This is a genomic window from Burkholderia sp. BCC1993, from assembly GCF_905339865.1.
GTDB lineage: Bacteria > Pseudomonadota > Gammaproteobacteria > Burkholderiales > Burkholderiaceae > Burkholderia.
This window is the reverse complement of the sequence record NZ_CAJPGZ010000012.1, coordinates 83,045-106,597: the sequence shown is the minus strand read 5'-3', so window position 1 is coordinate 106,597 and position 23,553 is coordinate 83,045. Positions and strand designations below refer to the sequence as shown.

The window sequence follows — 23,553 nt, the reverse complement described above, 5'->3', positions numbered from 1 at the left end:
TACATGCTGCGCCGCAGTGCTACGATGAAGTGTCCTATTGCGGGAGAGGCACGATGGACACGAACACGTTCACGAAGGGCATCTACACGGCCAAGGCGCATACGCAGCACGCTGCCAACGGACAGTTCCAGGGCTACGTGATCCTCGCCCGGGACGACGGCGACGAGACGGAGAACGTGCGCTACGACGTCCACACGACGAGTCCGAGCGAGGATGAGGCGTTCGACGAGGCGAAGGCGCTCGCGCACCGGATCCTCGGCGAAATCGAGCTGTGACGCGCGAGCTTTAATGCACGAGCTGCCCCGCGCCGAACCCGTCACGTGCGCGCCGCGGCCGGACCGCGACGCGCCGTCGCGACGCGCCGTCTTCGGCGCGACTCAGAGCAGCCGCGCCACCACCGACACCAGCATCGTCAGCACCAGCGTCGACATGAACGGGAACGGATAACGCCGTCCGCCGAGCGTCAGCGTGACATCGCCCGGCATCCGCCCGATGCCGAACTTGCCGAGCCACGGCCAGCAGCGCGTCAGGATCATCACCGCGACGAACGACGCCATCAGCCAGCGCAGCATCCCGTGCTCCCGTCAGAGCGCGTGCGAGCGGTCGCCGCGCGCGAATGCGTCGAGCGTACCGTCGATGCCGCGCGAGAACGCGATCACCTTGAACAGCTCGCCCATCTCGGCTTCCGAGATCAGCTTCTGCACCGCGTTCGCGGCCGGCAGGAACTGGTGGATGTCGGACGGATCGATCGCGGCCAGCGCGTCGGTGATGCCCGCGTTCAACAGGAAACGCGCCTGCGACGTGTAGCCGAGCAGGTCCGCGCCGGTCGCGACGCCCGCGTCGTAGATGCCGGTGAATTCGACGTGCGCGGTGATGTCCTGCAGGCCCGGGTACAGGAATGCGTCGTCGTGCGCGTGGTGGCGGTAGTGGCACATCAGCGTGCCGCGGTCGCGCTGCGGGTGGTAGTACTCGTGCGCGGGAAAGCCGTAGTCGACCAGCAGCACCGCGCCGCGCCCGAGCATCGTGCACACGGTGCGCGTGAACGCCAGCGCGGCTTCATGCGTCTCGGTCACGTAGCCGTCGTCGACGTCGAGCGTCGCGAGCACCAGCGGCAGGCCGGCCGCGCCGGCGGGCCGGTCGTCGAACACGAACGCGTGCCGCGCGTCGAGCGCGACGCCGCGCTCGCGCCACGCGCCGCCCGCCTTGGCGAAGAGGCGCACCGGCATCGCGTCGAGCACCTCGTTGCCGACCACGACGCCGTCGAAGCGCTCGGGCAGCGCGTCGAGCCAGCGCACCTTCCCGGCGAGCGCCGGTGCCGCCGCCGCGATCGTGTCGCGCTGCCGTTCGCGCAGTTCGCCGGACAGGTCGACGATCAGGTATTCGTCGAGCTCGACGCCGAGCGCATCAAGCGCCGCGAGCAGCCCGGCCGCGAGCTTGCCGGTGCCCGCGCCGAATTCCATCACACGGCGCGTGCCGCTCGCCGCGAGCGCGTCGGCGACAGGATTCGCGAGCGTCTGCGCGAACAGCGGCGACAGCTCGGGGGCCGTGACGAAGTCGCTGCCGTCGTCGGCGCGGCGCCCGAACTTGCGCGCGCCGCCGCTGTAATAGCCGAGGCCGGGCGCGTACAGCGCGCGCTCCATGAAGCGGTCGAACGGCAGCCAGCCGCCGGCCGCCGCGATCTCGTCGCGCAGTTGCGCGGCGAGGGTTTCGGACTGCGCGAGCGCGTCAGGGCCGGGAGCAGGTAAACTAGCGGGTTCGTGAGCTTTCGGGTTCATCCCGGCATTGTAAATGACCGTTTCAGCCGATACGTCGCCCCCGCGCATCGCGCTCGTCGTGGGCGCGCTGGGCAGCGCGGCCGACGCCGCGTCGCTCGGCCGTGCGCTCGCGACCGCGTTCGCGCGGCGCGGCTGGGACATCGCGCTGCAGCGCAGCCCCGGCGCGCCGCGCGCGGCTGGCGACGCGCTGGTCGCCGAAGTCGCCGCACTGGGCCGCCGCGCGGCCGTGCTCGACGCCGATCTGGCCCTGGAAGCCGATGCGGCCGCGCTCGTCGCCGCGTGCGGCGCGGCGCTCGGCCGGCCCGCCTGTTCGGTGTTCGTGAGCGCTTGCGCCGGCACCGACGACGCGCATACCGTGGATGGCGCGTCGCTCGCCGGCGCGCTCGCGCGCAACGTGACGGCGCCGCTCGCGCTGGCCCGCGCGCTCGCCGACGCGACGCCCAACGCCGCGCGCGACGACGAATCGCTGCGCGCCTGCGTGATCCACGTGCTGGATCAGGCCCTGTTTCACCCGGCGCCGGCGCAGCTGTCGCACGCGCTGATGCAGGCCGCGCTGAACCGCGCGACCTCGGCGCTCGCGCTGGCGCTCGCGCCGAAGGTGCGCGTCGCGGCGCTCGTGCGCGGCCACGCGCCGCACGCGAACGACATCGCGGCGGCGGCCTGCTATCTCGCGAGCGCGCCCGGCGTCACGGGCGCGACGCTGACCGTCGACGGCGGCGAGCACCTGGTGCCGCCCGCCGCCGGCCCGAATGACTGAAGCCGCGGCCCGCGCCGCTTTGCGTGAATGCACGCCAATTTGACTGGGACGACCATGTTTTCCGCTCTCCTGCACCCCCGCCTCGCGGACTGCCGCAGGCTCTACCTGCGCGACTACGAGGTGCACATCAACATCGGGGCCTTCGAACACGAGAAGCGCGGCGAGCAGCGCGTCGTCATCAACATCGACCTGTTCGTGCCGCTCGCCCAGTCGACCCCCGTCGACGACCGGCTGCATGAAGTCGTCGACTACGACCTGATGAAGCAGAGCGTCGCGCAGTGCCTGGCGCGCGGCCACATCCACCTGCAGGAAACGCTGTGCGACGCGATCGCCGCGAACCTGCTGGCGCACGACAGCGTGCGCGCGGTACGCGTCTGTACCGAGAAACCGGACGCCTATCCGGACTGCGACGCCGTCGGCGTCGAAGTCTTTCGCATCAAGGACGAGGAGCGCGCATGAACGCCCCCCACATGAACGACACGGCGGCCGATGGCGCCGCCATCGAAGCCACCGTTGCCGACACCGGCCGCCGCCTGCTGACGCGCCGCGAGCAGAAGGAAGCGTACGAGAACAACAAGCTGTTCAAGCGGATCGTGCGCCAGGTCGGCCAGGCGATCGGCGACTACAACATGATCGAGCAGGGCGACAGGGTGATGGTGTGCCTGTCGGGCGGCAAGGACAGCTACGCGATGCTCGACGTGCTGCTGCGCCTGCGCGAGCGCGCGCCGATCGACTTCGACATCGTCGCGGTCAACCTCGACCAGAAGCAGCCGGGCTTCCCCGAGCACGTGCTGCCCGAGTACCTGACGCAGATCGGCGTGCCGTTCCATATCGAGAACCAGGACACCTACAGCATCGTCAAGCGGCTCGTGCCCGAAGGCAAGACCACCTGCTCGCTGTGCTCGCGGCTGCGCCGCGGGATCCTGTACCGCGTGGCCGGCGAGCTCGGCGCGACCAAGATCGCGCTCGGCCACCACCGCGACGACATCCTGCAAACCCTGCTGCTCAACATGTTCTACGGCGGCAAGCTGAAGGGGATGCCGCCGAAGCTGCAGTCGGACGACGGCAAGAACGTCGTGATCCGCCCGCTCGCGTACGTGAAGGAAACCGATCTCGAGAAATACGCGGAACTGCGCGAATTCCCGATCATCCCGTGCAACCTGTGCGGCAGCCAGCCGAACCTGAAGCGCGCGGAAATGAAGGCGCTGATCCGCGAATGGGACAAGCGCTTCCCGGGCCGCGTCGACAACATGTTCAGCGCACTCTCGAACGTCGTGCCGTCGCACCTGATGGATACGACCCAGTTCCCGTTCGCGTCGCTGCGCGCGACCGGAGAAGCCGATCCGCAGGGCGACATCGCGTTCGACGAGGAGCCGTGCGCGTCCGGCGAAGACACCGCCGTGCCGGGTGCCGCGAAGCCGATCTCGATCGTCCAGTTCGACGACCTGTAAGCAGGGCCGGAACACCCGCCGGCGCGGGGCGCAAGCCCCCTGTTCCGGCACTGTCGCCCCGTCGCGACAGGCCCGGAACGCCAGGGGCCGCATGCTAAAATGGACAGCTTCGAACTCCTCTGACAAGCTGGCGCCATGAATATCGTGATTTTGGCGGCAGGCACCGGCAAGCGCATGCGTTCCGCGCTGCCGAAAGTGCTCCATCCCCTGGCCGGCAGGCCGCTCCTCTCCCACGTCATCGCCACCGCGCGCACGCTGCAGCCGTCGCGGCTCGTCGTAGTCGTCGGTCATGGCGCCGAGCAGGTCCAGGCCGCCGTCGCCGCGCCCGACGTCCAGTTCGCGGTACAGGCCGAGCAGCTCGGCACCGGCCACGCGGTACGCCAGGCGCTGCCGCTGCTCGACCCCGCGCAACCGACGCTGGTGCTGTATGGCGACGTGCCGCTCACCCGCGCGTCGACGCTGCGGCGTCTCGTCGACGCCGCGCGCGAGGGCCGCTACGGGATTCTGACGGTCACGCTCGACGATCCGACCGGCTACGGCCGCATCGTGCGCGACGCGTCCGGCTTCGTCACGCGCATCGTCGAGCAGAAGGATGCGTCGCCCGAGCAACTGAAGATCGCCGAGATCAACACCGGCATCATCGTCACGCCGACGGCCCAGCTGTCGATGTGGCTCGGCGCGCTGAAGAACGAGAACGCGCAGGGCGAGTACTACCTGACCGACGTCGTCGAGCTCGCGATCGAGGCCGGCTTCGAGATCGTCACGGCGCAGCCCGACGAGGATTGGGAAACGCTCGGCGTAAACAGCAAGGCACAGCTCGCGGAACTCGAGCGCATCCATCAGCGCAACGTCGCCGATGCGCTGCTCGTCGACGGCGTCACGCTCGCCGATCCGGCGCGCCTCGACGTGCGCGGCACGCTGCGCTGCGGCCGCGACGTGTCGATCGACGTGAACTGCGTGTTCGAAGGCAACGTGACGCTCGCCGACAACGTGACGATCGGCGCGAACTGCGTGATCCGCAACGCGTCGATCGGCACGGGCACGCGCATCGACGCGTTCACGCACATCGACGGCGCCGAACTCGGCGCGAACACCGTGATCGGCCCGTACGCGCGGCTGCGCCCGGGCGCGCAGCTCGCGGACGAAGCGCACGTCGGCAACTTCGTCGAGGTGAAGAACGCGGTGATCGGCCACGGTTCGAAGGCGAACCACCTGACCTACATCGGCGACGCCGACATCGGCGCGCGCGTGAACATCGGCGCGGGCACGATCACCTGCAACTACGACGGCGCGAACAAGTTCCGCACCGTGATCGAGGACGACGTGTTCGTCGGCTCGGACACGCAGCTCGTCGCGCCGGTGCGCGTCGGCCGCGGCGTGACGATCGCGGCCGGCACGACGATCTGGAAGGACGTCGCCGAGGGCGTCCTCGCCTTGAACGAGAAGACGCAGACCGCGAAGAGCGGCTACGTCCGCCCGGTCAAGAAAAAGAGCTGAACCTTTTGCGGGCGCCCGAACGGCGCCCGCGTCGACTTACAGGATTGACCATTCATGTGCGGCATTGTCGGCGCAGTTGCGCAGCGTAATATCGTTCCGGTGCTGATCGAAGGATTGCGGCGCCTCGAATACCGTGGCTACGACTCGTGCGGCGTCGCCGTGCTCGAGCCGGACGCGCCGAAGCGCGCTCGCAGCGTCGCGCGCGTCGCCGATCTCGACGCGCAGGTGCAGGAATCGCACCTCGAAGGCACGACCGGCGTCGCGCACACGCGCTGGGCGACGCACGGCGCGCCCGTCACGCACAACGCACACCCGATCTTCTCGTCGAACGCGCTCGCGCTGGTGCACAACGGCATCATCGAGAACTTCGAGACGCTGCGCGACGCGCTGCGCGCAAAGGGCTACGAATTCGTGTCGCAGACCGACACCGAAGTGATCGCGCACCTCGTGCACAGCCTGTATCGCGGCGACCTGTTCGAGGCCGTGCGCGAAGCCGTGCAGCAGCTGCACGGCGCGTATGCGATCGCGGTGACCCACAAGGACCAGCCGCACATCGTCGTCGGTGCGCGCCAGGGTTCGCCGCTCGTCGTCGGCCACGGCGACGGCGAGAACTTCCTCGCCTCCGACGCACTGGCGCTGGCCGGCAGCACCGACCATTTCACGTTCCTCGAGGAAGGCGACGTGTGCGAGCTGTCGCTCGACGGCGTGAAGATCGTCGACCGCCACGGCGCGCTCGCGCAGCGCGAGATCCGCGTGGTCAGCGCGTACGGCGGCGCGGTCGAGCTGGGCCCGTATCGCCACTTCATGCAGAAGGAAATCTTCGAGCAGCCGCGCGCGATCAGCGACACGGTGCCGCAAACCGAAGCGTTCGACGCGACGCTGTTCGGCGACGCGGCCCCCGCCGCGTTCGCGGACATCGACAGCCTGCTGATCCTCGCGTGCGGCACGAGCTACTACTCGGGCCTCACCGCGAAGTACTGGCTCGAATCGATCGCGAAGATTCCGACCCAGGTCGAGATCGCGAGCGAATACCGTTACCGCGAGTCGGTGCCGAACCCGCGCCAGCTGGTGCTGGTGATCTCGCAGTCGGGCGAGACGGCCGACACGCTCGCCGCGCTCAAGCACGCGCAGTCGCTCGGCCACACGCATACGCTCGCGGTGTGCAACGTCGCGACGAGCGCGATGGTGCGCCTCACCGAGATGCAGTTCCTGACGCACGCGGGCACTGAGATCGGCGTCGCGTCGACCAAGGCGTTCACGACCCAGCTCGTCGCGCTGTTCGTGCTGGCCGCGACGCTCGGCAAGCTGCGCGGGCACGTCGACGCCGCGCAGGAAGCGCAATTCCTGAAGGAGCTGCGCCACCTGCCGGCCGCGCTGAACAGCGTGCTCGCGCTCGAGCCGCAGATCATTGCATGGTCGGAAGAATTCGCGCGCAAGGAAAACGCGCTGTTCCTCGGCCGCGGGCTGCACTACCCGATCGCGCTTGAAGGCGCGCTGAAGCTGAAGGAAATCTCGTACATCCACGCGGAGGCCTACCCGGCCGGCGAACTGAAGCACGGGCCGCTCGCGCTCGTCACGGAAGCGATGCCGGTCGTCACGGTCGCGCCGAACGACACGCTGCTCGAGAAGCTGAAGTCGAACATGCAGGAAGTGCGCGCGCGCGGCGGCGAGCTGTACGTGTTCGCGGATGCCGACACGCAGATCGTCAACGACGACGGCCTGCACGTGATCCGGATGCCGGAACACTACGGGCAGTTGTCGCCGATCCTGCACGTCGTGCCGCTGCAGCTGCTCGCGTATCACACCGCGTGCGCGCGTGGCACCGACGTCGACAAGCCGCGCAACCTCGCGAAGTCGGTGACGGTGGAGTAACGCCGGCCCGTCCGGGCTGCGTATCGGCGTGAAGCAGGCCATTCGGCCAGGTCGAAATATGTACCACGTAGTGGTATATAATCCTGTGCTAACTCGACTGGCTCGACATGTCTGCTTCCGTACGACGCGTATTCAAGACGAAGTGGTTTCACAAGGCAGCAGGAAAAGCGGGAATCGCCGATGGCGAACTGTGCCGCGCGGTGCGCGAGCTGGCGCGGGGCCAGGGCGTCGATCTCGGCGGCAACGTCTGGAAAAAGCGCCTGGACGGAAATCGGCAGCGCGGCATCGTGCTGGGCAAGGTCGGGCATACGTGGGTGTTCGTGTTCCTGTTCGCGAAGCGCGACCGTGACGACATCGATGCTCGCGAACTGCGCGCCTTCAAAAAGCTCGCCGCGGACGTCGGTCGGCGCACCGACGTCGACATCGCGACACTGGTCGCACTGAACGAGTGGGTGGAGATTTGCAATGGCTAAGAGTCGATTCAAGAGCGACGCGACGGAGGCGGTCCACAGCGCCGCGTCGGGCCTCTATCGCGCGCAACTGATCGACAAGAAGACGATGCGCGAATACGACGCGCTATGCATCGAAGCGGCGCCGAAGTTCGATCCGGAAGCGATCGCCCGCATCCGCAAGTCGGTCAACGTCAGCCAGAGCGTGTTCGCGCTCTACCTGAACACGACGACGTCGACGATCCGACAATGGGAACAGGGCGACAAGCGGCCGAGCGGCATCGCCGCGCGCATGCTGCAGATCGTCGAGAAGCACGGGCTCGAGGTATTTTCCTGAACCGCGTTCCCCGAACGCTGATGAGCGGCCGCCGCCGCCCCGGGCACCGCAACACGACGCAAGCCGCAAGCAAGATGACGGAGAGACCATGGTAAGACTGTTTGGATGCGCATTGCTGGCGCTGACCTTCGCGTCGACGGGCTGGGCGACCGAGCATTACGTCGAAGTCTGGAACCCGCCCGAGGCGCGCGTGCCGGCGGCACGTACGCCGCCCCCGCGCGCGGCCGCCGACGCGCACGCCGGCAACAAAACCGCGGAAAAACACGCGAGCGTACAGCCGAAGGCGGTCGTGAAGCCGCACAAGCGCCGCGTCGCACAAGCCGTGAAAGCCGCGCCGCATCGACCGCCCGCCGCGACGGTCGACGCGCCCGCCGCGCCGCGCCCGGTCGCGCAGCCCGCGCCGGGCCGGCTCACCGTGATGCAGCCGGCCGTGCCCGACACGCCGCACGCACTCGGCTACTCCGATATCCCGCGGCAATACACGCCGGACGGCAACGTGCTGCGCGTCGGCGCGAGCCGCCGTTCCGCGGAGGTGACGCGATAATGGAAGCGCAGACCTATCACGGCTACCAGATCTGGGGCCATTCGATCCTGCAGCAGGACGAAATCCTGCAGCCCGAACGCTTCGCGGCGAGCGGCACGATCACGCAGAACAACCGGCTCGTCGAAGCGTCGGGCGTGCTCGGCGTGTTCGATACCGAGGACGAAGCGCGCGACGCGGGGCTCGAATGGGCCCGCGCGTGGATCGACAGCCATCGCTGAACGGCGCGCGAACCGTCAACGCAAGTAACAAGGGGCGTCCACGACGCCCCTTGTTGCATTCGGCCCCGCCCGTTCAGGCGACGGGCCGCGGCGGCGGCACGACCGTCCGGGGCCGGCCGACCAGCCGCGCCAACACGACGATCGCAACCAGCGTGACCACGTACGCGGCGATCTGGATCCCCGCGGGACGCGCGGTATAGCCGATCAGCGTATGCAGCGCCTTGCCGACGATGCTCGTTTCCTTGAGCAGCCACGACGTATCCCAGACCGCGTCGCCCCACGACGGCACGAGGCCGGCGGCAAGCAGGAAGCCGACGCACTGGCTCGCCATCCCTGCCGCGAGCAGCACGATCAGCGCATTGGTGACGGAGAACAGGCGCTTGAGCGGAATCTGCAGCAGGCCCGCATACATCGCATAGCCGAGCCCGGCGCCGCCCAGCACGCCGAGCAGCCCGCCGACGATCATCTGCGGCGTCTGTCCCGGATCGCCCGCCGCGATGCCGTACAGGAACAGCACGGCCTCGGAGCCTTCGCGCAATACCGCGACGCCGACCACGATCGCGAGCCCCGTCAGCGGCCGGCTGCCGGCCGCGACGGCCCGCCCGACCTCGCCCATGTGCAGCGCCATCTCGCGGCCGTGGCGGCTCATCCAGATGCAATGCCACGCGAGCATCAGCGTCGCGACGAACATCACGCCCGCGTTGAAGACTTCCTGCCCCATGCCGGATGCCCACTGCGAGATCACGTCGGCGAACGCGGCGATCAGGCCGGCGCCGATCACGCCGCCGACGAGCCCGCCGCCGACCCACCAGCCGCGCCGCGGCACGCCCTTCGTGGCGGCCATCACGATCGAGACCACCAGCGCGGCCTCGAGCACTTCACGAAAGACGATCAGGGCAGTAGACAGCATGGCGATATCCGCTTACTTGACGGTCAGGTGCGTCTTCGACTGCGCTTCGTGATACTCGTCGTGGAACTCGTAGGTGCCGGCCTTCAGCGGCCCGACGAGGATCTCGACCGACTTGCCGGCCGGCACGACCTTCTCTGCCTTGAAATCGTCGCTTTCGAATTCCGCGGGCGTCGCATCGAGGTTCTTCACGACGAACTTCACCTTCTTGCCGGCCGGAATCGTCACGCCGTCGGGCGAGAACTTGTGATCCTTCAGGGTCAGGTTGACGACATCGTCAGCAGCGAAGGCGGACGTTGCCGATGCGCCCAGCAGGGCCAGTGCGAAACCGAAAGCGAAGCGATTCATATGGGTAACGAAATGAAATATCGAGGGGGAACCGATAGTAAGATCGATTCGCATTTCCCTCTCGAAGTACCCTTACTGACGACATGGACATCGGGCGCCATCGACGCGACACGCACCTTGTCGTGCAAGGCTCCGCCAGATTTCGCCGACAATGCGCGACCGTCAATCGGGAAAAATTCGGACTGACGTACATCAGCGGATTACGATTCGTCTGACTTCAGCTTTACAAACAGCTTGTACGATGCCGAACGCGACGAATGGCTTGACCTTCCCACCATGGCAAGCTTCATGCTGGCGCTGTTTGTGAATCGCCACTCAACCCAGGAGAACACGATGGAATTCGAAGTCCAGGACATGACCTGCGGCGGCTGCGCCAACGCCATCACGCGTGCCGTGACGGCAGCCGACCCCGCTGCGAAGCTCGACATCGACGTCGCCGCGAAGACGGTCAAGGTCGAATCGGCGCAAGGCGCCGAACGCGTGCAGTCGATCATCGAAGCCGCGGGCTTCCACCCGGCGCTGCGCACGGCTTGACGCGCGCGCGCAGCGCGGGCGCAGCGCCGGCCGGCACTGCGCCCGACCACCGGCCGCGTCAGCGCAGCCGGATCAGCGTCGACTTCAGCTCGGTGTACTTCTCGAGCGCATGCAGCGACTTGTCGCGGCCGTTGCCCGACTGCTTGTAGCCGCCGAACGGGAAGTTCATGTCGCCGCCTTCGTCGTAGCAGTTCACCCACACGGTGCCCGCCCGCAGCCGGCGCGACACGTCGTGCGCGGTCGTCAGGTCCGACGTCCACACCGCCGCCGCGAGCCCGTACTCGGTATCGTTCGCGATCCGCACCGCCTCGTCGACATCGTCGAACACGATCACCGACAGCACGGGACCGAAGATCTCCTCGCGCGCGATCTTCGCATCGGGCTTCACCTCGAACACCGTCGGCTCGACGTAGAAGCCGCCCGTCTCCGCCTTCACGCGCGCACCGCCCGTGACGAGCGTGCCTTCCTTGCGCCCGGCGTCGATGTAGCCGAGCACGCGCTCGAGCTGGATGCCGTCGACGATCGCGCCCATCGATACCGACGGATCGAGCGGGTTGCCCGGCACGTACGCACGCGCGGCCGCGACCAGCTTCTCGATGAACGCGTCCTTGATGTCGCGATGCACGAGCAGTCGCGAGCCGGCCGTGCACATCTCGCCCATGTTGTAGAAGATCGCGCCGGCCGCGGCCTGCGCGGCGCGGTCGAGGTCCGGGCAATCGGGCAGCACGATGTTCGGCGACTTGCCGCCGAGTTCGAGCCACGCGCGCTTCAGGTTCGACTGCGCGGCGTACTGCATGATCAGCTTGCCGACTGCCGTGGAGCCGGTGAACGCGATGCAGTCGACGTCGCGATGCAGCGCGAGCAGCTTGCCCGGTTCGCCCGCGCCCGGCACGACGTTGAACACGCCGGCCGGGATGCCGGCCGCGTAGGCGAGCTGCGCGACGCGGATCGCGGTCAGCGGCGATTTCTCCGACGGTTTCAGCACGACGCTGTTGCCGGCCGCGAGCGCCGGGCCGAACTTCCATGCGGCCATCAGGATCGGGAAGTTCCACGGCACGACGGCCGCGACCACGCCGACCGGCTCGCGCGTGACGAGGCCGACGAGATGATGGTCGGCCGGCGCGACTTCGCCGCCGACCTTGTCGATCGCTTCGGCGAACCACTCGACGCAATACGCGGCGCCCGGCACATCGACCGTCGTCGTGTCGCCGATCGGCTTGCCCGCGTCGAGCGTCTCGAGCAGCGACAGTTCGTCGAGATGCTCGCGCATCAATGCGGCCCAGCGCAGCAGCACGGCCTTGCGCGCGCGCGGGTTCAGTCCGGCCCACACGCCGGCGTCGAACGCGCGGCGTGCGGCCGCGACGGCGGCGTTCACGTCGGCCTCGCCGCAATCGGCCACCTTCGCGAGCACGCGGCCGTCGATCGGGCTCACGCAGTCGAACGTCTTGCCGCCGTGCGCGTCGCACGACGCGCCGTCGATGAATGCGCGCCCCTCGATCTCGAGCGACGCCGCCTTGTCCTGCCAGTCAGCCAAAGTCAACTTGTTCATTCAGGATACCTCAACGGTTGTGGCATTCGCGCTGCGGCACGCAGCGCAGGCAACGCTGCCGGCGGTGGCGAATGCGGTGATGCGCGGTCAGAAGGTGGCCGGCGAATTGGCCGACACGACCTCGCAGAGCTGTTCCGCGCTGGGATTGCGAAAACGGTGCGGCAAACGGCTTTCGAAGTAGTAGCCGTCTCCGGGGTCGAGCAGCCAGGTCGCGCCGTCGACGGTGAGCTCGAGCCGGCCCGACACGACCACGCCACCCTCGTGCCCCGCGTGCACGAGCATCTCTGGCCCCGTATCGGCGAGCGGCTGGTAGACCTCGCGCATGATGCACATGTTGCGGTCCTTCACGCCCGCGCCGACGAGGTGAAACGCGAGCGCGTCGTTGCCGAGGTTCGGCATCTCGTCACGTCGCGACACGACCGAGCGCGATTCGACCAGCTCGAACGTGAAGAACTCCGCGAGACTCATCGGGATGCATTCGAGCAGTTTCTTCAGCGAGCCGACCGACGGGCTCACGCGCCCCTGTTCGATCAGCGAGATCGTGCCGTTGGTCACGCCGGCCCGCTTCGCGAGTTCGCGCTGCGACAGGCCATGCTTGTTGCGCACGAAACGCAGGCGCTCGGCGACTTCGGTGGACATCGATTCGGTTTCGGACACGATAGGAGTGCGGTGAAAAAGTGAAGCGACGCATTGGACAGCGTTGAGCGGCTGTTGAATATTCTAATCACTTTATGCCGCGCATCAGCGGGGAAAACCCTGAAAGGCGTTCGAAATAATGAACACCGTGCGAGTCATTCCATTTACGAATCTTTTGTTCGCAGCGCCTCGGGAAAGCCCTGACACGAGACCGTCAAAAAACATTTGACGCCGTTTTTGGCTCGTATATGCTGGCTCTCAGGTCAGCGTCATTGGCCATTCATCGGCACCGAAAAACGTTATTGCAACGTAAAAATTGATGCCCATCGATGTAAATGACGCAGGCCCGGCACCTCGATTATTTTAAACGCCTCGCGCGCCGAAACGATCAGGTGTTCAATACTTTCAACAAACCAGTCGAGTGTAATCGTGAGAGTCCGTGGCCCTCTGGTGAGGTGGGATCGAGGCGATGTGCGAAGTTTGCGCAGCGCTGCTCCCGCTTCCGATGGCAGTTGCGGCTGGCATAGTCCTCGCCTGCTGCATCTGTCGATCTACACCATCCTGTCCCGTCGTTCCGTTCGCCGTCACAACGCCGTTTCTGCACGCGCGTTCGTGGCCGTCGATACCGACGAAGTCGCGTCGCTGCTGCCATAGCGCCTCTCCTCCTTTTCTCGTCGTTCGTTTCAACTGCCTGTTCGTCAGCCGCGTCGTCTGCGCGGTGACGGAACGCGTTCGCGCATCCATTGCCGCGTCGCACGGCACAACGAAACGAACGATGGCCTGACCGTCGCGCGTAGCGCGGATCGCCATGCGAACCCGTTGCGCCCATTCACCAGCGGCCTTGCGCGTTTCGCCAGGCTGCGGGGCCGTGTCGCGCCTGCATTTTGCGGTTTTCCCGCGTCATGCACGCCACGGCCCTACGGACAACTGATTGACGTCATGGAAAGGAAACCCCTCGTCGGCATCACCGCCGACTTCACGCAGATCGGCGCACATGCGTCGCACACGGTCGGCGACAAGTACGTCGCGGCGATCGTCGACGGCGCGCACGCGCTCGCGATGGTGCTGCCCGCGCTCGGCGATCGCCAGCCGGTCGACGACGTGCTCGCCACGGTCGACGGCCTGTTGTTTACCGGCAGCTATTCGAACGTCGAGCCGCACCTGTATGGCGGCGAGCCGAGCGCACCCGGCACGAAGCACGATCCCGCACGCGACGCGACGACGCTGCCGCTGCTGCGCGCGGCGATCGTCGCGGGCGTGCCCGTGCTGGCCGTGTGCCGCGGCTTCCAGGAGCTGAACGTCGTCTGCGGCGGCACGCTGCACCAGCGCGTGCACGACGTGCCGGGCCTCGCCGATCACCGCGAGGACGACGACGCGCCGATGGATACGCAATACGGCCCCGCGCACGTCGTGCGCCTGACGCCCGGCGGCGTGCTGCACACGCTCGCCGGCGGCCGCGACGACGTGCACGTGAACTCGCTGCACAAGCAGGGCATCGCGCAGCTCGGCTCCGGACTCGCCGTCGAAGCCGTCGCGCCGGACGGCCTGATCGAGGCCGTCAGCGTCGTCGATGCCCCGGCCTTCGCCCTCGCCGTGCAATGGCACCCGGAATGGCGGCATGCGCATGACCCGCTGTCGAGCGCGATCTTCCGCGCCTTCGGCGACGCCTGCCGCGCGCGCCGCGACGCCCGCACGCGTGCCACGGCCGCCGCCGCGCTCGCCTGAGCGCGCCGACCCACATAACGAGAACAGACATGCAAGACAACATCGAAGACTTTCTGAAGCAGCACCGGATCACCGAGATCGAAGCAATCATTCCCGACATGGCCGGCATCGCGCGCGGCAAGATCACGCCGCGCAACAAGTTCACGTCCGGCGAATCGATGCGGCTGCCGCAGGCCGTGATGGTTCAGACCGTCACCGGCGACTATCCGGAAGACGGTTCGCTGACCGGCGTGACCGATCCCGACATGGTGTGCGTGCCCGACACGTCGACCATTCGCCTGATCCCGTGGGCCGTCGATCCGACCGCGCAGGTGATCCACGACTGCGTGCACTTCGATGGCTCGCCGGTCGAGATCTCGCCGCGCTACGTGCTGCGCCGCGTGCTCGACCTCTACAAGGCGAAGGGCTGGAAACCGGTCGTCGCGCCGGAGCTCGAGTTCTACCTGGTCGACATGAACAAGGACCCGGACCTGCCGCTGCGTCCGCCGGTCGGCCGCACGGGCCGCCCCGAAACGGGCCGCCAGTCGTATTCGATCGAGGCGGTGAACGAGTTCGACCCGCTGTTCGAGGACATCTACGAGTACTGCGAAGCGCAGAACCTCGACATCGACACGCTGATCCACGAAGTCGGCGCCGCGCAGATGGAGATCAACTTCATGCACGGCGACGCGCTGTCGCTGGCCGACCAGGTGTTCCTGTTCAAGCGCACGGTGCGCGAGGCCGCGCTGCGCCACAACATGTACTCGACCTTCATGGCCAAGCCGATGGAAAACGAGCCGGGCTCAGCGATGCACGTGCACCAGAGCATCGTCGACGAGGAAACGGGCCGCAACCTGTTCACGTCGCCGGAAACGGGTGGCGCGACGTCGCTGTTCTACAACTACCTCGCGGGGCTGCAGAAGTACACGCCCGCCTTGATGCCGATCTTCGCGCCGTACATCAACTCGTATCGCCGGCTGTCGCGCTTCATGGCCGCGCCGATCAACGTGCAGTGGGGCTACGACAACCGCACGGTCGGCTTCCGCATCCCGCACTCGGGCCCGGCCGCGCGCCGCATCGAGAACCGGATTCCGGGCGTCGACTGCAACCCGTACCTCGCGCTCGCGGCGACGCTCGCCGCCGGCTATCTCGGCATGACGCAACGCCTCGAGCCGACCGAACCGCTCGTCAGCGACGGTTACGACCTGCCGTACCAGCTGCCGCGCAACCTCGAGGAAGGGCTCACGCTGATGGCCGCGTGCGAGCCGCTCGGCGAGATTCTCGGCCACAAGTTCCTGAAGGCGTATTTCGCGCTGAAGGAAACCGAATACGAAGCGTTCTTCCGCGTGATCAGCTCGTGGGAACGCCGCCATCTGCTGCTGCACGTCTGAGCGTGCACACGACCGAATACGGAATCACGGAGGAAACATGACGTACCGCAACGAATCTGCCTGGATCCAGCCCGCCGCACCGGCCGCCGCACCGCGCACGACGCAGGCGCGCTCGACCGCCGAATACCGCGCGCTCGACGCCGCACACCACATCCATCCGTTCTCGGACATGGGCGCACTGAATCGCGCGGGCAGCCGCGTGATCGTGAAGGCCGACGGCGTCTACCTGTGGGACTCGGACGGCAACAAGGTCATCGACGGGATGGCCGGCCTCTGGTGCGTGAACGTCGGCTACGGCCGCAAGGAGCTCGCCGACGCCGCATATCGCCAGCTCCAGGAACTGCCGTTCTACAACACGTTCTTCAAGACGACGCACCCGCCGGTGATCGAACTGTCGGCGATGCTCGCCGAAGTCACGCCCGCGGGCTTCAACCACTTCTTCTATTGCAACAGCGGCTCGGAAGGCAACGACACCGTGCTGCGTCTCGTGCACCAGTACTGGCGCGTGCAGGGCAAGCCGCAGAAGAAATACGTGATCTCGCGCAGGAACGGCTATCACGGCTCGACGATCGCGGGCGGCACGCTCGGCGGGATGGGCTACATGCACGAGCAGATGCCCTCGAAGGTCGAGAACATCGTGCACATCGACCAGCCGTATTTCTTCGGCGAAGCGCAAGCCGGCGAGACGCCCGAAGCATTCGGCCTCGCGCGTGCGCAGCAGCTCGAAGCGAAGATCCTCGAACTCGGCGCGGAGAACGTCGCCGCGTTCATCGGCGAGCCGTTCCAGGGCGCGGGAGGCGTGATCTTCCCGCCGTCGACGTACTGGCCGGAAATCCAGCGGATCTGCCGCAAGTACGACATCCTGCTCGTCGCCGACGAAGTGATCGGCGGCTTCGGCCGCACCGGCGAATGGTTCGCGCACCAGCACTTCGGCTTCGAGCCGGACCTGATCACGATGGCCAAGGGCCTGACCTCGGGTTACGTGCCGATGGGTGCCGTCGGGATTCACGAGCGCATCGCGCGCCCGATCATCGACAACGGTGAATTCAATCACGGCCTCACGTACTCGGGGCACCCGGTCGCGGCGGCGGTGGCGGTCGCGAACCTGAAGCTGCTGCGCGACGAGGGGATCGTCGAGCGCGTGAAGCACGACACGGGCCCGTACTTCCAGGCGCTGATGCGCGAAACCTTCGCGCGTCACCCGATCGTCGGCGAAGTGCACGGCCACGGGATGGTCGCGAGCCTGCAGCTCGCCGAGTCGCCGGCCGAACGCCGCCGCTTCGCGAACGGCGGCGAGGTCGGCACGATCTGCCGCGACTTCTGCTTCAACGGCAACCTGATCATGCGTGCGACCGGCGACCGGATGCTGCTGTCGCCGCCGCTCGTGATTTCGCGTCAGGAAATCGATGAACTCGTATCGAAGGCGAAGAAGGCCGTCGATGCGACCGCCCAGCAACTGGGCCTTTCGTAACGACTTTGCCTACAGGCGTGCGGCGGGTGCCGCGCGCCGCCATAACCCAGGGGAATTCCACCATGCGTGCCTGCTTTCTTCGCCAAGCCTGTTCCATTGCGGCCCTTGCCGCGGTGGCCGCGTTCACGTCGGTCGCCAGTCCGTCGGCGCATGCCGACGAGCTGAACGTCTACAACTGGTCCGACTACATCGCACCCGACACGATCCCGAACTTCCAGAAGCAGACGGGCATCCACGTCAAGTACGACAACTACGACAGCGACGACACGCTGCAGGCGAAGCTGCTGGCGGGCAGCTCGGGCTACGACATCGTCGTGCCGACCTCGAACTACATGGCCAAGCAGATCCAGGCCGGCGTGTACCAGAAGCTCGACAAGTCGAAGATCCCGAACCTCGCGAACCTCGACCCGCTGCTGATGAAGATGATCTCGGACGCCGATCCGGGCAACCAGTACGGCGTTCCCTGGGCCTACGGCACCGACGGCATCGGCTACAACGCGCAGGCGGTGAAGAAGGTGCTCGGCGACAAGGCGCCCGTCGACAGCTGGGCGCTGGTGTTCGACCCGGCCAACATGGAAAAGCTGAAGAGCTGCGGCGTGTCGTTCCTCGACCAGGCCGTCGACGTGTTCGCGGCCACGCTGCAGTACATGGGCAAGGATCCGAACAGCAAGAACCCCGGCGACTACCAGGCGGCGTTCGAAGTCCTGAAGAAAGTCCGCCCGTACATCACCCAGTTCAACTCGTCCGGCTACATCAACGACCTCGCGAACAACGACGTGTGCGTCGTGCTCGGCTGGTCGGGCGACGTCGGCATCGCGCATCGCCGCTCGTCGGAGGCGAAGCGCCCGTACGACATCAAGTTCTCGAACCCGAAGGAAGGCGGCCTGCTGTGGTTCGACGTGATGGTGATCCCGAAGGATGCACCGCACCCCGAGGCCGCGCTGAAATGGATCAACTACGTGTCCGACGCGAAGGTCAACGCGGCGATCACCAACACGGTGTTCTACCCGACCGCGAACAAGGCCGCGCACCCGTTCGTCACGCCGGCCGTCGCGCAGGATCCGACCGTCTATCCGCCCGAGGACGTGCTGAAGAAGATGGTGCTGATGAAGCCGATGCCGGCCGATATCCTGCGCCTCGAGAACCGTCTGTGGGCACAGCTGAAGACGGGCCACTGATCACGAACCATCACGGCGGCGCAGGCGTCGGCTGAACGCCTGCCCGCCAGAGATCCGCGGACGCTTTCGTCCGCCCGCGCGCACCGCGCGCCCTGTTCCATCCGGCACGAGCCGTTGTCCGCGAGTCGCGTTGTACGCCTCGCGCGGGGACGCTCACGCCTGCAATCCGTGAAGAACGAATGGTGACTCCCATGCAATCGATACCCTCTTCCGCTGCCGCACGCCACACCCAACCGGCCGCCGCGGCCCGCACGAAGAACGACGCTTTCGTGCGCATCGAAAACGTCGTGAAGAAGTTCGGCGACAGCACGGCCGTCGACAACGTGAACCTGACGATCGCGAAGAACGAGCTGTTCGCGCTGCTCGGCAGCTCCGGCTGCGGCAAGTCGACGCTGTTGCGCATGCTCGCCGGGCTCGAGACGGCGACCTCCGGCAAGATCTTCGTCGACGGCGAGGACCTCGCGTCGCTGCCGCCGTACCGCCGCCCGGTCAACATGATGTTCCAGTCGTACGCGCTGTTCCCGCACATGTCGGTCGAGTCGAACGTCGCGTTCGGGCTGAAGCAGGAAGGCACGCCGAAAAACGAGATCAAGGAACGCGTGGCCGATGCGCTCGCGCTCGTGCAGATGAGCAAGTACGCGAAGCGCAAGCCGCACCAGCTGTCCGGCGGCCAGCAGCAGCGCGTCGCGCTCGCGCGCTCGCTGGTGAAGCGCCCGAAGCTGCTGCTGCTCGACGAGCCGATGTCCGCGCTCGACAAGAAGATCCGCCAGAAGACCCAGCTCGAACTGGTGAACATCATCGAGAAGGTCGACGTGACCTGCGTGATGGTCACGCACGACCAGGAAGAGGCGATGACGATGGCGAGCCGCCTCGCGGTGATGAGCGAAGGCAAGATCGTGCAGATCGGCACGCCGGGCGACGTGTACGAATACCCGAACAGCCGCTTCTCGGCCGAGTTCATCGGCTCGACGAACCTGTTCGAAGGCCGCGTGGTCGAGGACGAACCCGATCACATCTTCGTCGAAAGCGACGACCTCGAGGCACGCATGTACGTGAGCCACGGCGTGACCGGCCCGCTCGGGATGCCGGTCGGCATCTCGGTACGGCCGGAGCGCGTGCACGTATCGCGCGACAAGCCGGGCTCGCATCACAACTGGGCGCGCGGCGTGGTGACCGACATCGCGTACATGGGTGCCTACTCGCTGTATCACGTGCGTTTGCCGAGCGGCAAGACGGTCGTGTCGAACCTGTCGAGTTCGCACCTGATGCACGACAGCGCGCCGGCGTGGAACGACGACGTGTTCGTGTCGTGGTCGCCGGCCAGCGGCGTCGTGCTGACGCAGTGAGGACGACATGATGAGAACTTCCGCCTCCACTCCGTCCGCGCCGGTTTCGACCGGTGCCACCGCAACGACACAGGCTTCGAAGCGCCGCAGCCGCTTCGCCGCGCTGTCGCGCTTCCTGCCGTCGGGCCGCGGCGTCGCGATCGGCGTGCCGTTCCTGTGGCTCGCGATCTTCTTCGCGCTGCCGTTCGTGCTGGTGTTCAAGATCAGCTTCGCCGACCAGGTGATGGGGATCCCGCCGTACACGTCGCTTGTCGAGATCAAGGACGGCGTCGTGCACTTCGCGCTGCAGCTGTCGCACTACGCGTTCCTGCTGCAGGACGACCTGTACATCGCGACCTACCTCAGCTCGCTGAAGATGGCCGCCGTGTCGACGCTGCTGTGCCTGCTGATCGGATTCCCGATGGCGTACTACATCGCGCGCTCGGAGCCGGGCCGGCGCAACGTGCTGATGATGGCCGTGATGCTGCCGTTCTGGACGTCGTTCCTGATCCGCGTGTACGCATGGATCGGCATCCTGAAGGATGACGGCCTCTTGAACCACACGCTGATCGCGCTCGGCATCATCCACACGCCGCTGCGCCTCTATCACAGCGACGCGGGCGTCTACATCGGGATGGTCTATTCGTACCTGCCGTTCATGGTGATGCCGCTCTACGCGCACCTCGTGAAGATGGACCTCACGCTGCTCGAGGCGGCCTACGACCTCGGTGCGAAGCCGTGGGTCGCGTTCACGCGCATCACGCTGCCGCTGTCGAAGAACGGGATCATCGCCGGCAGCCTGCTGGTGTTCATCCCGGCAGTCGGCGAGTACGTGATTCCGGAACTGCTCGGCGGCGCCGACACGCTGATGATCGGCCGCGTGATGTGGGATGAATTCTTCAACAACATGGACTGGCCGATGGCGTCCGCGGTGACGGTCGCGATGGTGCTGCTGTTGCTGGTGCCGATGGCGCTGTTCCAGTACTACCAGGTCAAGGAACTGGAGGAAGCGAAATGATCAAGCCGAGCAAACCGCTGTCGACGGGCGTTCTCGCCTTCGGCTTCCTGTTCCTGTACATCCCGATCATCAGTCTGGTCGTGTACTCGTTCAACGAGTCGAAGCTGGTGACGGTGTGGTCGGGCTTCTCGCTGAAGTGGTACGCGGCGCTGTGGCAGGACGACGAACTGCTCACCGCCGCGTGGCTGTCGCTGAAGATCGGCCTGCTGACGGCCACCGCGTCGGTCGTGATCGGCACGTGGGCGGGTTTCGTGCTCGCGCGCTTCGGCCGCTTCAAGGGCTTCACGCTGTATACGGGGATGATCAACGCGCCGCTGGTGATTCCGGAGGTGATCCAGGGGATCTCGCTGCTGCTGCTGTTCGTTGCGCTGGAGCAGATGTTCGGCTGGCCGAAGGGCCGCGGGATGGTGACGATCTGGATCGGCCACGTGATGCTGTGCGTGTCGTACGTGGCGATCATCGTGCAGTCGCGCGTGAAGGAGATGAACAAGTCGCTGGAGGAAGCCGCGCTCGACCTGGGTGCGACGCCGCTGAAGGTGTTCTTCGTGGTGACGCTGCCGCTGATCTCGCAGGCGCTGCTGTCGGGCTGGCTGCTGTCGTTCACGCTGTCGATCGACGACCTGGTGCTGTCGGCGTTCCTGTCGGGGCCGGGCTCGACCACGCTGCCGCTGGTGGTGTTCTCGCGCGTGCGGCTCGGGCTGAACCCGGAAATGAACGCACTGGCGACGCTGTTCATCACCGCGGTGACGATCGGCGTGATCGTCGTGAACCAGATGATGATCGCGCGCGAACGGCGCCGCGTGGCTGACATGAAGGCGGCGTTCGCCGCGGCCTGACGCCCCGCTTCCCTTTTCATCGATAACAAGACCCGCGCGCCGCGAAATGCGGCGCGCAGGCCGATCACAGATTGACCAAGCGCACGACAAGGAGAATCCGCAATGAAGAAGAAACTGATCTGCCTGCTGGTGGCCGGCGCGTTGCCCGGCATCGCGCTGGCCGACTCGACCTCCGCCGAAATCAAGGCACTGCAGGCGCAGGTCGCCGCGCTGCAGAAGCAGATGAAGGCCATGCAGGCGCAGCTCGCCGCGAAGCCGGGCGGCGCCCCGGTCGCGCAGGCTGGCGCGACGACCGCGGCGAAGCCGGTGATCGTGGCCGCCGACCCGGCTTCGCCGGACTACGGCAAGGCTCAAGCTGCGCTGACCAACGACGAAGTCAGCGAAATGAAGCAGCAGATCGCGAACCAGCAGCTGAAGGTCGACTCGCTGACGGACGCGGCCAACACCGGGCCGCTCGCGGGCCTGTCGGTCACCGGCTACATCGACCCGACCTACATCTACAACCGCGCGGCCGGCACGTCGTCGTTCCTGTTCGCGAACCACGAGAACGCGTACAACTACTTCAACAGCACGTTCGGCGATCTCTACCTCGACATCAAGAAGACCTTCGGCGTCGGCCCGATGGCGCCGTCGGCGGAAATCACGCTGATGCCGAACCGCGGCAACGGCATCACGCTGCTGCAGAACTCGCGCGGCTCGATCACCGACAACCTGCTGAACACCGCGGTCATCAACGTGCCGATCACCGCCGAGACGACGCTGGTCGCCGGTTTGATCCCGAGCTTCGGCGGCTATGAGGTGCAGCAGTCGAACCAGATGCTCACGCTCACGCACAACCTGCTGTACGATTTCTCGGATCCGGGCAGCTACGTCGGTGTCGGCGCGAACTACACGAAGGGCGCCTGGGCGTGGAAGTTCTTCCTCGGCAACGAGCAGTACCGCACGTACGGTTCGGTCACGCAGACGGGCACCAACGCGCTCGGCGATCCGATCTCCACCAGCAACAAGGTGCCGACCTTCACCGCGCGCGCGGACTACACGTGGTCGAGCGCGCTCGACATCGGCGGTTCGTTCAACATCGGGCGGCAGACGCTGGCGAGCGCGATCGACGATCAGGGCAACGTCCACTACGGCCCGGGCGGCGCGGCACCGAGCGCCTACGGTTCGTTCTTCTTCGGCGAACTCGACGCGACCTACACGCTCGCCGACATTCAGTACAACGCCGAAGTCGACTACGGCCGGCAGCAGCATGCGGCGTTCAACGGCGGGCTCGCGCAGTGGTACGGCCTGTCGCTGCTCGCGCACCGCAAGTTCAACGCGCCGGTGGTCGGCCGCATGGGCGTGACGCTGCGCTACGACCTGCTCGCCAACTCGAAGAATGGCGGCGGCGGCGGCGGCATCGCGCTGAACGGCAACGGGATGGATCCGAGCAACGGCTTCGGCGTCGACGCGGACTGCCTCGCGCAGTCGAAGGCCGGCGGCGGCCTGGGCTTCGAGTGCAAGGGCGCGGTGCGCCAGGACGTCGCGCTCGACCTGCTGTTCTATCCGACCCAGCAGATCACCGTGAAGGTCGAATACCGGCACGACTGGGCGAACAACAAGGTGTTCCTGCGCAACGACGGTTCGTACGGCAAGTCCAACGACCTGCTCGCGACGCAGTTCATCTATTCGTTCTGATGCGGGCCGCGCGGGACGCCGTGCCGCGCGCATGGCGTCCCGCATCGTTTCACCCGGCCGGATCGCGGTGCGTCGCGCA

At 66.7% G+C, this 23,553-nt stretch carries 26 protein-coding genes; 20 read left to right on the top strand and 6 right to left on the bottom strand.

Features of this window, described 5'->3' with window-relative positions; genetic code table 11:
* Positions 1–53 precede the first annotated feature (53 nt).
* Positions 54–275 carry a hypothetical protein gene (locus tag U4Y91_RS21205; RefSeq protein WP_321806732.1) on the top strand — a complete coding sequence of 74 codons (222 nt, stop codon included), beginning with the start codon at positions 54–56 and terminating at the stop codon, positions 273–275.
* Positions 276–377: 102 nt separating this feature from the next.
* Here U4Y91_RS21205 and U4Y91_RS21200 read toward each other — a convergent pair whose 3' ends face one another.
* Both U4Y91_RS21200 and U4Y91_RS21195 read right to left on the bottom strand, forming a co-directional pair.
* Positions 378–572, bottom strand: coding sequence for a DUF2905 domain-containing protein (locus U4Y91_RS21200; RefSeq protein WP_044849083.1), 195 nt, complete (start codon positions 570–572; stop codon positions 378–380).
* A 12-nt stretch (positions 573–584) separates the two neighbouring features.
* A complete protein-coding gene (locus U4Y91_RS21195) occupies positions 585–1,775 on the bottom strand; it encodes a class I SAM-dependent methyltransferase (RefSeq protein ID WP_321806731.1) in 1,191 nt (396 codons plus the stop codon).
* Between the two features lie 13 nt (positions 1,776–1,788).
* On the opposite strand from U4Y91_RS21195, the gene U4Y91_RS21190 reads away from it, so the two are divergent.
* From U4Y91_RS21190 to U4Y91_RS21150, 9 genes are all read left to right on the top strand, one after another.
* A complete protein-coding gene (locus tag U4Y91_RS21190) occupies positions 1,789–2,532 on the top strand; it encodes an SDR family oxidoreductase (RefSeq protein WP_321806730.1) in 744 nt (247 codons plus the stop codon).
* A 54-nt stretch (positions 2,533–2,586) separates the two neighbouring features.
* A complete protein-coding gene (locus tag U4Y91_RS21185) occupies positions 2,587–2,991 on the top strand; it encodes a dihydroneopterin aldolase (protein ID WP_321806729.1) in 405 nt (134 codons plus the stop codon).
* Complete coding sequence (ttcA, locus tag U4Y91_RS21180) at positions 2,988–3,983, top strand: tRNA 2-thiocytidine(32) synthetase TtcA (RefSeq protein ID WP_321806728.1); 996 nt, start codon at positions 2,988–2,990, stop codon at positions 3,981–3,983. The genes U4Y91_RS21185 and ttcA overlap by 4 nt, the downstream gene beginning before the upstream one ends.
* A gap of 135 nt (positions 3,984–4,118) precedes the next feature.
* On the top strand, positions 4,119–5,480 hold the full coding sequence (gene glmU, locus U4Y91_RS21175; protein ID WP_321806727.1) for a bifunctional UDP-N-acetylglucosamine diphosphorylase/glucosamine-1-phosphate N-acetyltransferase GlmU: 1,362 nt from the start codon (positions 4,119–4,121) through the stop codon (positions 5,478–5,480).
* Positions 5,481–5,534: 54 nt separating this feature from the next.
* Positions 5,535–7,352: a glutamine--fructose-6-phosphate transaminase (isomerizing) gene (glmS, locus tag U4Y91_RS21170; RefSeq protein ID WP_044849089.1), complete on the top strand. Its 1,818-nt coding sequence runs from the start codon at positions 5,535–5,537 to the stop codon at positions 7,350–7,352.
* A gap of 107 nt (positions 7,353–7,459) precedes the next feature.
* Positions 7,460–7,825 (top strand): type II toxin-antitoxin system RelE/ParE family toxin, encoded by a 366-nt coding sequence (locus U4Y91_RS21165; RefSeq protein ID WP_321806726.1) that lies wholly within the window; start codon positions 7,460–7,462, stop codon positions 7,823–7,825.
* Positions 7,818–8,138: a DNA-binding transcriptional regulator gene (locus U4Y91_RS21160; RefSeq protein ID WP_321806725.1), complete on the top strand. Its 321-nt coding sequence runs from the start codon at positions 7,818–7,820 to the stop codon at positions 8,136–8,138. Before U4Y91_RS21165 ends, U4Y91_RS21160 begins: the two co-directional genes overlap by 8 nt.
* An 88-nt stretch (positions 8,139–8,226) precedes the next feature.
* Positions 8,227–8,682 (top strand): hypothetical protein, encoded by a 456-nt coding sequence (locus U4Y91_RS21155; protein WP_321806724.1) that lies wholly within the window; start codon positions 8,227–8,229, stop codon positions 8,680–8,682.
* Positions 8,682–8,900 carry a hypothetical protein gene (locus tag U4Y91_RS21150; protein WP_321806723.1) on the top strand — a complete coding sequence of 73 codons (219 nt, stop codon included), beginning with the start codon at positions 8,682–8,684 and terminating at the stop codon, positions 8,898–8,900. Before U4Y91_RS21155 ends, U4Y91_RS21150 begins: the two co-directional genes overlap by 1 nt.
* Positions 8,901–8,973: 73 nt before the next feature.
* Here the strand turns inward: U4Y91_RS21150 and U4Y91_RS21145 are convergent, their stop codons facing one another.
* Together U4Y91_RS21145 and U4Y91_RS21140 are read right to left on the bottom strand one after the other, a co-directional pair.
* Positions 8,974–9,810, bottom strand: coding sequence for an FTR1 family iron permease (locus U4Y91_RS21145; protein ID WP_257773474.1), 837 nt, complete (start codon positions 9,808–9,810; stop codon positions 8,974–8,976).
* Between the two features lie 12 nt (positions 9,811–9,822).
* Positions 9,823–10,155, bottom strand: coding sequence for a cupredoxin domain-containing protein (locus U4Y91_RS21140; RefSeq protein ID WP_011353437.1), 333 nt, complete (start codon positions 10,153–10,155; stop codon positions 9,823–9,825).
* Positions 10,156–10,488: 333 nt separating this feature from the next.
* Between U4Y91_RS21140 and U4Y91_RS21135 the strand changes: the two genes are divergently transcribed.
* The gene (locus tag U4Y91_RS21135; protein WP_044849094.1) at positions 10,489–10,689 is read left to right on the top strand and encodes a heavy-metal-associated domain-containing protein; all 201 of its coding nucleotides are present in this window, start codon (positions 10,489–10,491) and stop codon (positions 10,687–10,689) included.
* A 58-nt stretch (positions 10,690–10,747) separates the two neighbouring features.
* On the opposite strand, the gene U4Y91_RS21130 is transcribed toward U4Y91_RS21135, so the two are convergent.
* Both U4Y91_RS21130 and U4Y91_RS21125 read right to left on the bottom strand, forming a co-directional pair.
* A complete protein-coding gene (locus U4Y91_RS21130) occupies positions 10,748–12,238 on the bottom strand; it encodes an aldehyde dehydrogenase (RefSeq protein ID WP_321806722.1) in 1,491 nt (496 codons plus the stop codon).
* Positions 12,239–12,325: 87 nt separating this feature from the next.
* Entirely contained in the window at positions 12,326–12,877 is a 552-nt protein-coding gene (locus U4Y91_RS21125; protein WP_044849101.1) for a cupin domain-containing protein, read from the bottom strand.
* A 468-nt stretch (positions 12,878–13,345) separates the two neighbouring features.
* Between U4Y91_RS21125 and U4Y91_RS21120 the strand changes: the two genes are divergently transcribed.
* The 9 genes from U4Y91_RS21120 to U4Y91_RS21080 all read left to right on the top strand — a co-directional run bounded on the left by U4Y91_RS21120 (position 13,346) and on the right by U4Y91_RS21080 (position 23,474).
* Entirely contained in the window at positions 13,346–13,528 is a 183-nt protein-coding gene (locus U4Y91_RS21120; protein WP_006402789.1) for a hypothetical protein, read from the top strand.
* Between the two features lie 285 nt (positions 13,529–13,813).
* Positions 13,814–14,599 carry a gamma-glutamyl-gamma-aminobutyrate hydrolase family protein gene (locus tag U4Y91_RS21115; RefSeq protein WP_321806721.1) on the top strand — a complete coding sequence of 262 codons (786 nt, stop codon included), beginning with the start codon at positions 13,814–13,816 and terminating at the stop codon, positions 14,597–14,599.
* A gap of 29 nt (positions 14,600–14,628) precedes the next feature.
* Entirely contained in the window at positions 14,629–15,969 is a 1,341-nt protein-coding gene (locus U4Y91_RS21110; RefSeq protein ID WP_321806720.1) for a glutamine synthetase family protein, read from the top strand.
* Between the two features lie 37 nt (positions 15,970–16,006).
* Positions 16,007–17,440 carry an aspartate aminotransferase family protein gene (locus U4Y91_RS21105; protein ID WP_321806719.1) on the top strand — a complete coding sequence of 478 codons (1,434 nt, stop codon included), beginning with the start codon at positions 16,007–16,009 and terminating at the stop codon, positions 17,438–17,440.
* 62 nt (positions 17,441–17,502) lie between these two features.
* The gene (locus tag U4Y91_RS21100) at positions 17,503–18,618 is read left to right on the top strand and encodes a polyamine ABC transporter substrate-binding protein (RefSeq protein ID WP_321806718.1); all 1,116 of its coding nucleotides are present in this window, start codon (positions 17,503–17,505) and stop codon (positions 18,616–18,618) included.
* Positions 18,619–18,809: 191 nt separating this feature from the next.
* Positions 18,810–19,964 (top strand): ABC transporter ATP-binding protein, encoded by a 1,155-nt coding sequence (locus U4Y91_RS21095; RefSeq protein ID WP_321806717.1) that lies wholly within the window; start codon positions 18,810–18,812, stop codon positions 19,962–19,964.
* Between the two features lie 10 nt (positions 19,965–19,974).
* Positions 19,975–20,961: an ABC transporter permease subunit gene (locus U4Y91_RS21090; RefSeq protein ID WP_321806865.1), complete on the top strand. Its 987-nt coding sequence runs from the start codon at positions 19,975–19,977 to the stop codon at positions 20,959–20,961.
* Positions 20,958–21,797 carry an ABC transporter permease subunit gene (locus tag U4Y91_RS21085; RefSeq protein ID WP_044847895.1) on the top strand — a complete coding sequence of 280 codons (840 nt, stop codon included), beginning with the start codon at positions 20,958–20,960 and terminating at the stop codon, positions 21,795–21,797. Before U4Y91_RS21090 ends, U4Y91_RS21085 begins: the two co-directional genes overlap by 4 nt.
* 102 nt (positions 21,798–21,899) lie before the next feature.
* Positions 21,900–23,474, top strand: coding sequence for a DUF3138 family protein (locus tag U4Y91_RS21080; protein ID WP_321806716.1), 1,575 nt, complete (start codon positions 21,900–21,902; stop codon positions 23,472–23,474).
* The last annotated feature ends 79 nt before the right edge of the window (positions 23,475–23,553 follow it).

What these genes read in the sequence shown, in the direction of transcription:
- U4Y91_RS21125 (WP_044849101.1), bottom strand. Translation starts at nt 12,877, where the DNA reads ATGTCCACCGAAGTCGCCGAGCGCCTGCGTTTCGTGCGCAACAAGCAT.
- ttcA (WP_321806728.1), top strand. Translation starts at nt 2,988, where the DNA reads ATGAACGCCCCCCACATGAACGACACGGCGGCCGATGGCGCCGCCATC.
- U4Y91_RS21195 (WP_321806731.1), bottom strand. Translation starts at nt 1,775, where the DNA reads ATGAACCCGAAAGCTCACGAACCCGCTAGTTTACCTGCTCCCGGCCCT.
- U4Y91_RS21110 (WP_321806720.1), top strand. Translation starts at nt 14,629, where the DNA reads ATGCAAGACAACATCGAAGACTTTCTGAAGCAGCACCGGATCACCGAG.
- U4Y91_RS21155 (WP_321806724.1), top strand. Translation starts at nt 8,227, where the DNA reads ATGGTAAGACTGTTTGGATGCGCATTGCTGGCGCTGACCTTCGCGTCG.
- glmU (WP_321806727.1), top strand. Translation starts at nt 4,119, where the DNA reads ATGAATATCGTGATTTTGGCGGCAGGCACCGGCAAGCGCATGCGTTCC.
- U4Y91_RS21130 (WP_321806722.1), bottom strand. Translation starts at nt 12,238, where the DNA reads ATGAACAAGTTGACTTTGGCTGACTGGCAGGACAAGGCGGCGTCGCTC.
- U4Y91_RS21105 (WP_321806719.1), top strand. Translation starts at nt 16,007, where the DNA reads ATGACGTACCGCAACGAATCTGCCTGGATCCAGCCCGCCGCACCGGCC.
- U4Y91_RS21140 (WP_011353437.1), bottom strand. Translation starts at nt 10,155, where the DNA reads ATGAATCGCTTCGCTTTCGGTTTCGCACTGGCCCTGCTGGGCGCATCG.
- U4Y91_RS21165 (WP_321806726.1), top strand. Translation starts at nt 7,460, where the DNA reads ATGTCTGCTTCCGTACGACGCGTATTCAAGACGAAGTGGTTTCACAAG.
- U4Y91_RS21090 (WP_321806865.1), top strand. Translation starts at nt 19,975, where the DNA reads ATGAGAACTTCCGCCTCCACTCCGTCCGCGCCGGTTTCGACCGGTGCC.
- U4Y91_RS21160 (WP_321806725.1), top strand. Translation starts at nt 7,818, where the DNA reads ATGGCTAAGAGTCGATTCAAGAGCGACGCGACGGAGGCGGTCCACAGC.
- U4Y91_RS21100 (WP_321806718.1), top strand. Translation starts at nt 17,503, where the DNA reads ATGCGTGCCTGCTTTCTTCGCCAAGCCTGTTCCATTGCGGCCCTTGCC.
- U4Y91_RS21185 (WP_321806729.1), top strand. Translation starts at nt 2,587, where the DNA reads ATGTTTTCCGCTCTCCTGCACCCCCGCCTCGCGGACTGCCGCAGGCTC.
- U4Y91_RS21145 (WP_257773474.1), bottom strand. Translation starts at nt 9,810, where the DNA reads ATGCTGTCTACTGCCCTGATCGTCTTTCGTGAAGTGCTCGAGGCCGCG.
- U4Y91_RS21115 (WP_321806721.1), top strand. Translation starts at nt 13,814, where the DNA reads ATGGAAAGGAAACCCCTCGTCGGCATCACCGCCGACTTCACGCAGATC.
- U4Y91_RS21190 (WP_321806730.1), top strand. Translation starts at nt 1,789, where the DNA reads ATGACCGTTTCAGCCGATACGTCGCCCCCGCGCATCGCGCTCGTCGTG.
- U4Y91_RS21095 (WP_321806717.1), top strand. Translation starts at nt 18,810, where the DNA reads ATGCAATCGATACCCTCTTCCGCTGCCGCACGCCACACCCAACCGGCC.
- U4Y91_RS21080 (WP_321806716.1), top strand. Translation starts at nt 21,900, where the DNA reads ATGAAGAAGAAACTGATCTGCCTGCTGGTGGCCGGCGCGTTGCCCGGC.
- U4Y91_RS21205 (WP_321806732.1), top strand. Translation starts at nt 54, where the DNA reads ATGGACACGAACACGTTCACGAAGGGCATCTACACGGCCAAGGCGCAT.
- glmS (WP_044849089.1), top strand. Translation starts at nt 5,535, where the DNA reads ATGTGCGGCATTGTCGGCGCAGTTGCGCAGCGTAATATCGTTCCGGTG.
- U4Y91_RS21200 (WP_044849083.1), bottom strand. Translation starts at nt 572, where the DNA reads ATGCTGCGCTGGCTGATGGCGTCGTTCGTCGCGGTGATGATCCTGACG.
- U4Y91_RS21085 (WP_044847895.1), top strand. Translation starts at nt 20,958, where the DNA reads ATGATCAAGCCGAGCAAACCGCTGTCGACGGGCGTTCTCGCCTTCGGC.
- U4Y91_RS21150 (WP_321806723.1), top strand. Translation starts at nt 8,682, where the DNA reads ATGGAAGCGCAGACCTATCACGGCTACCAGATCTGGGGCCATTCGATC.
- U4Y91_RS21135 (WP_044849094.1), top strand. Translation starts at nt 10,489, where the DNA reads ATGGAATTCGAAGTCCAGGACATGACCTGCGGCGGCTGCGCCAACGCC.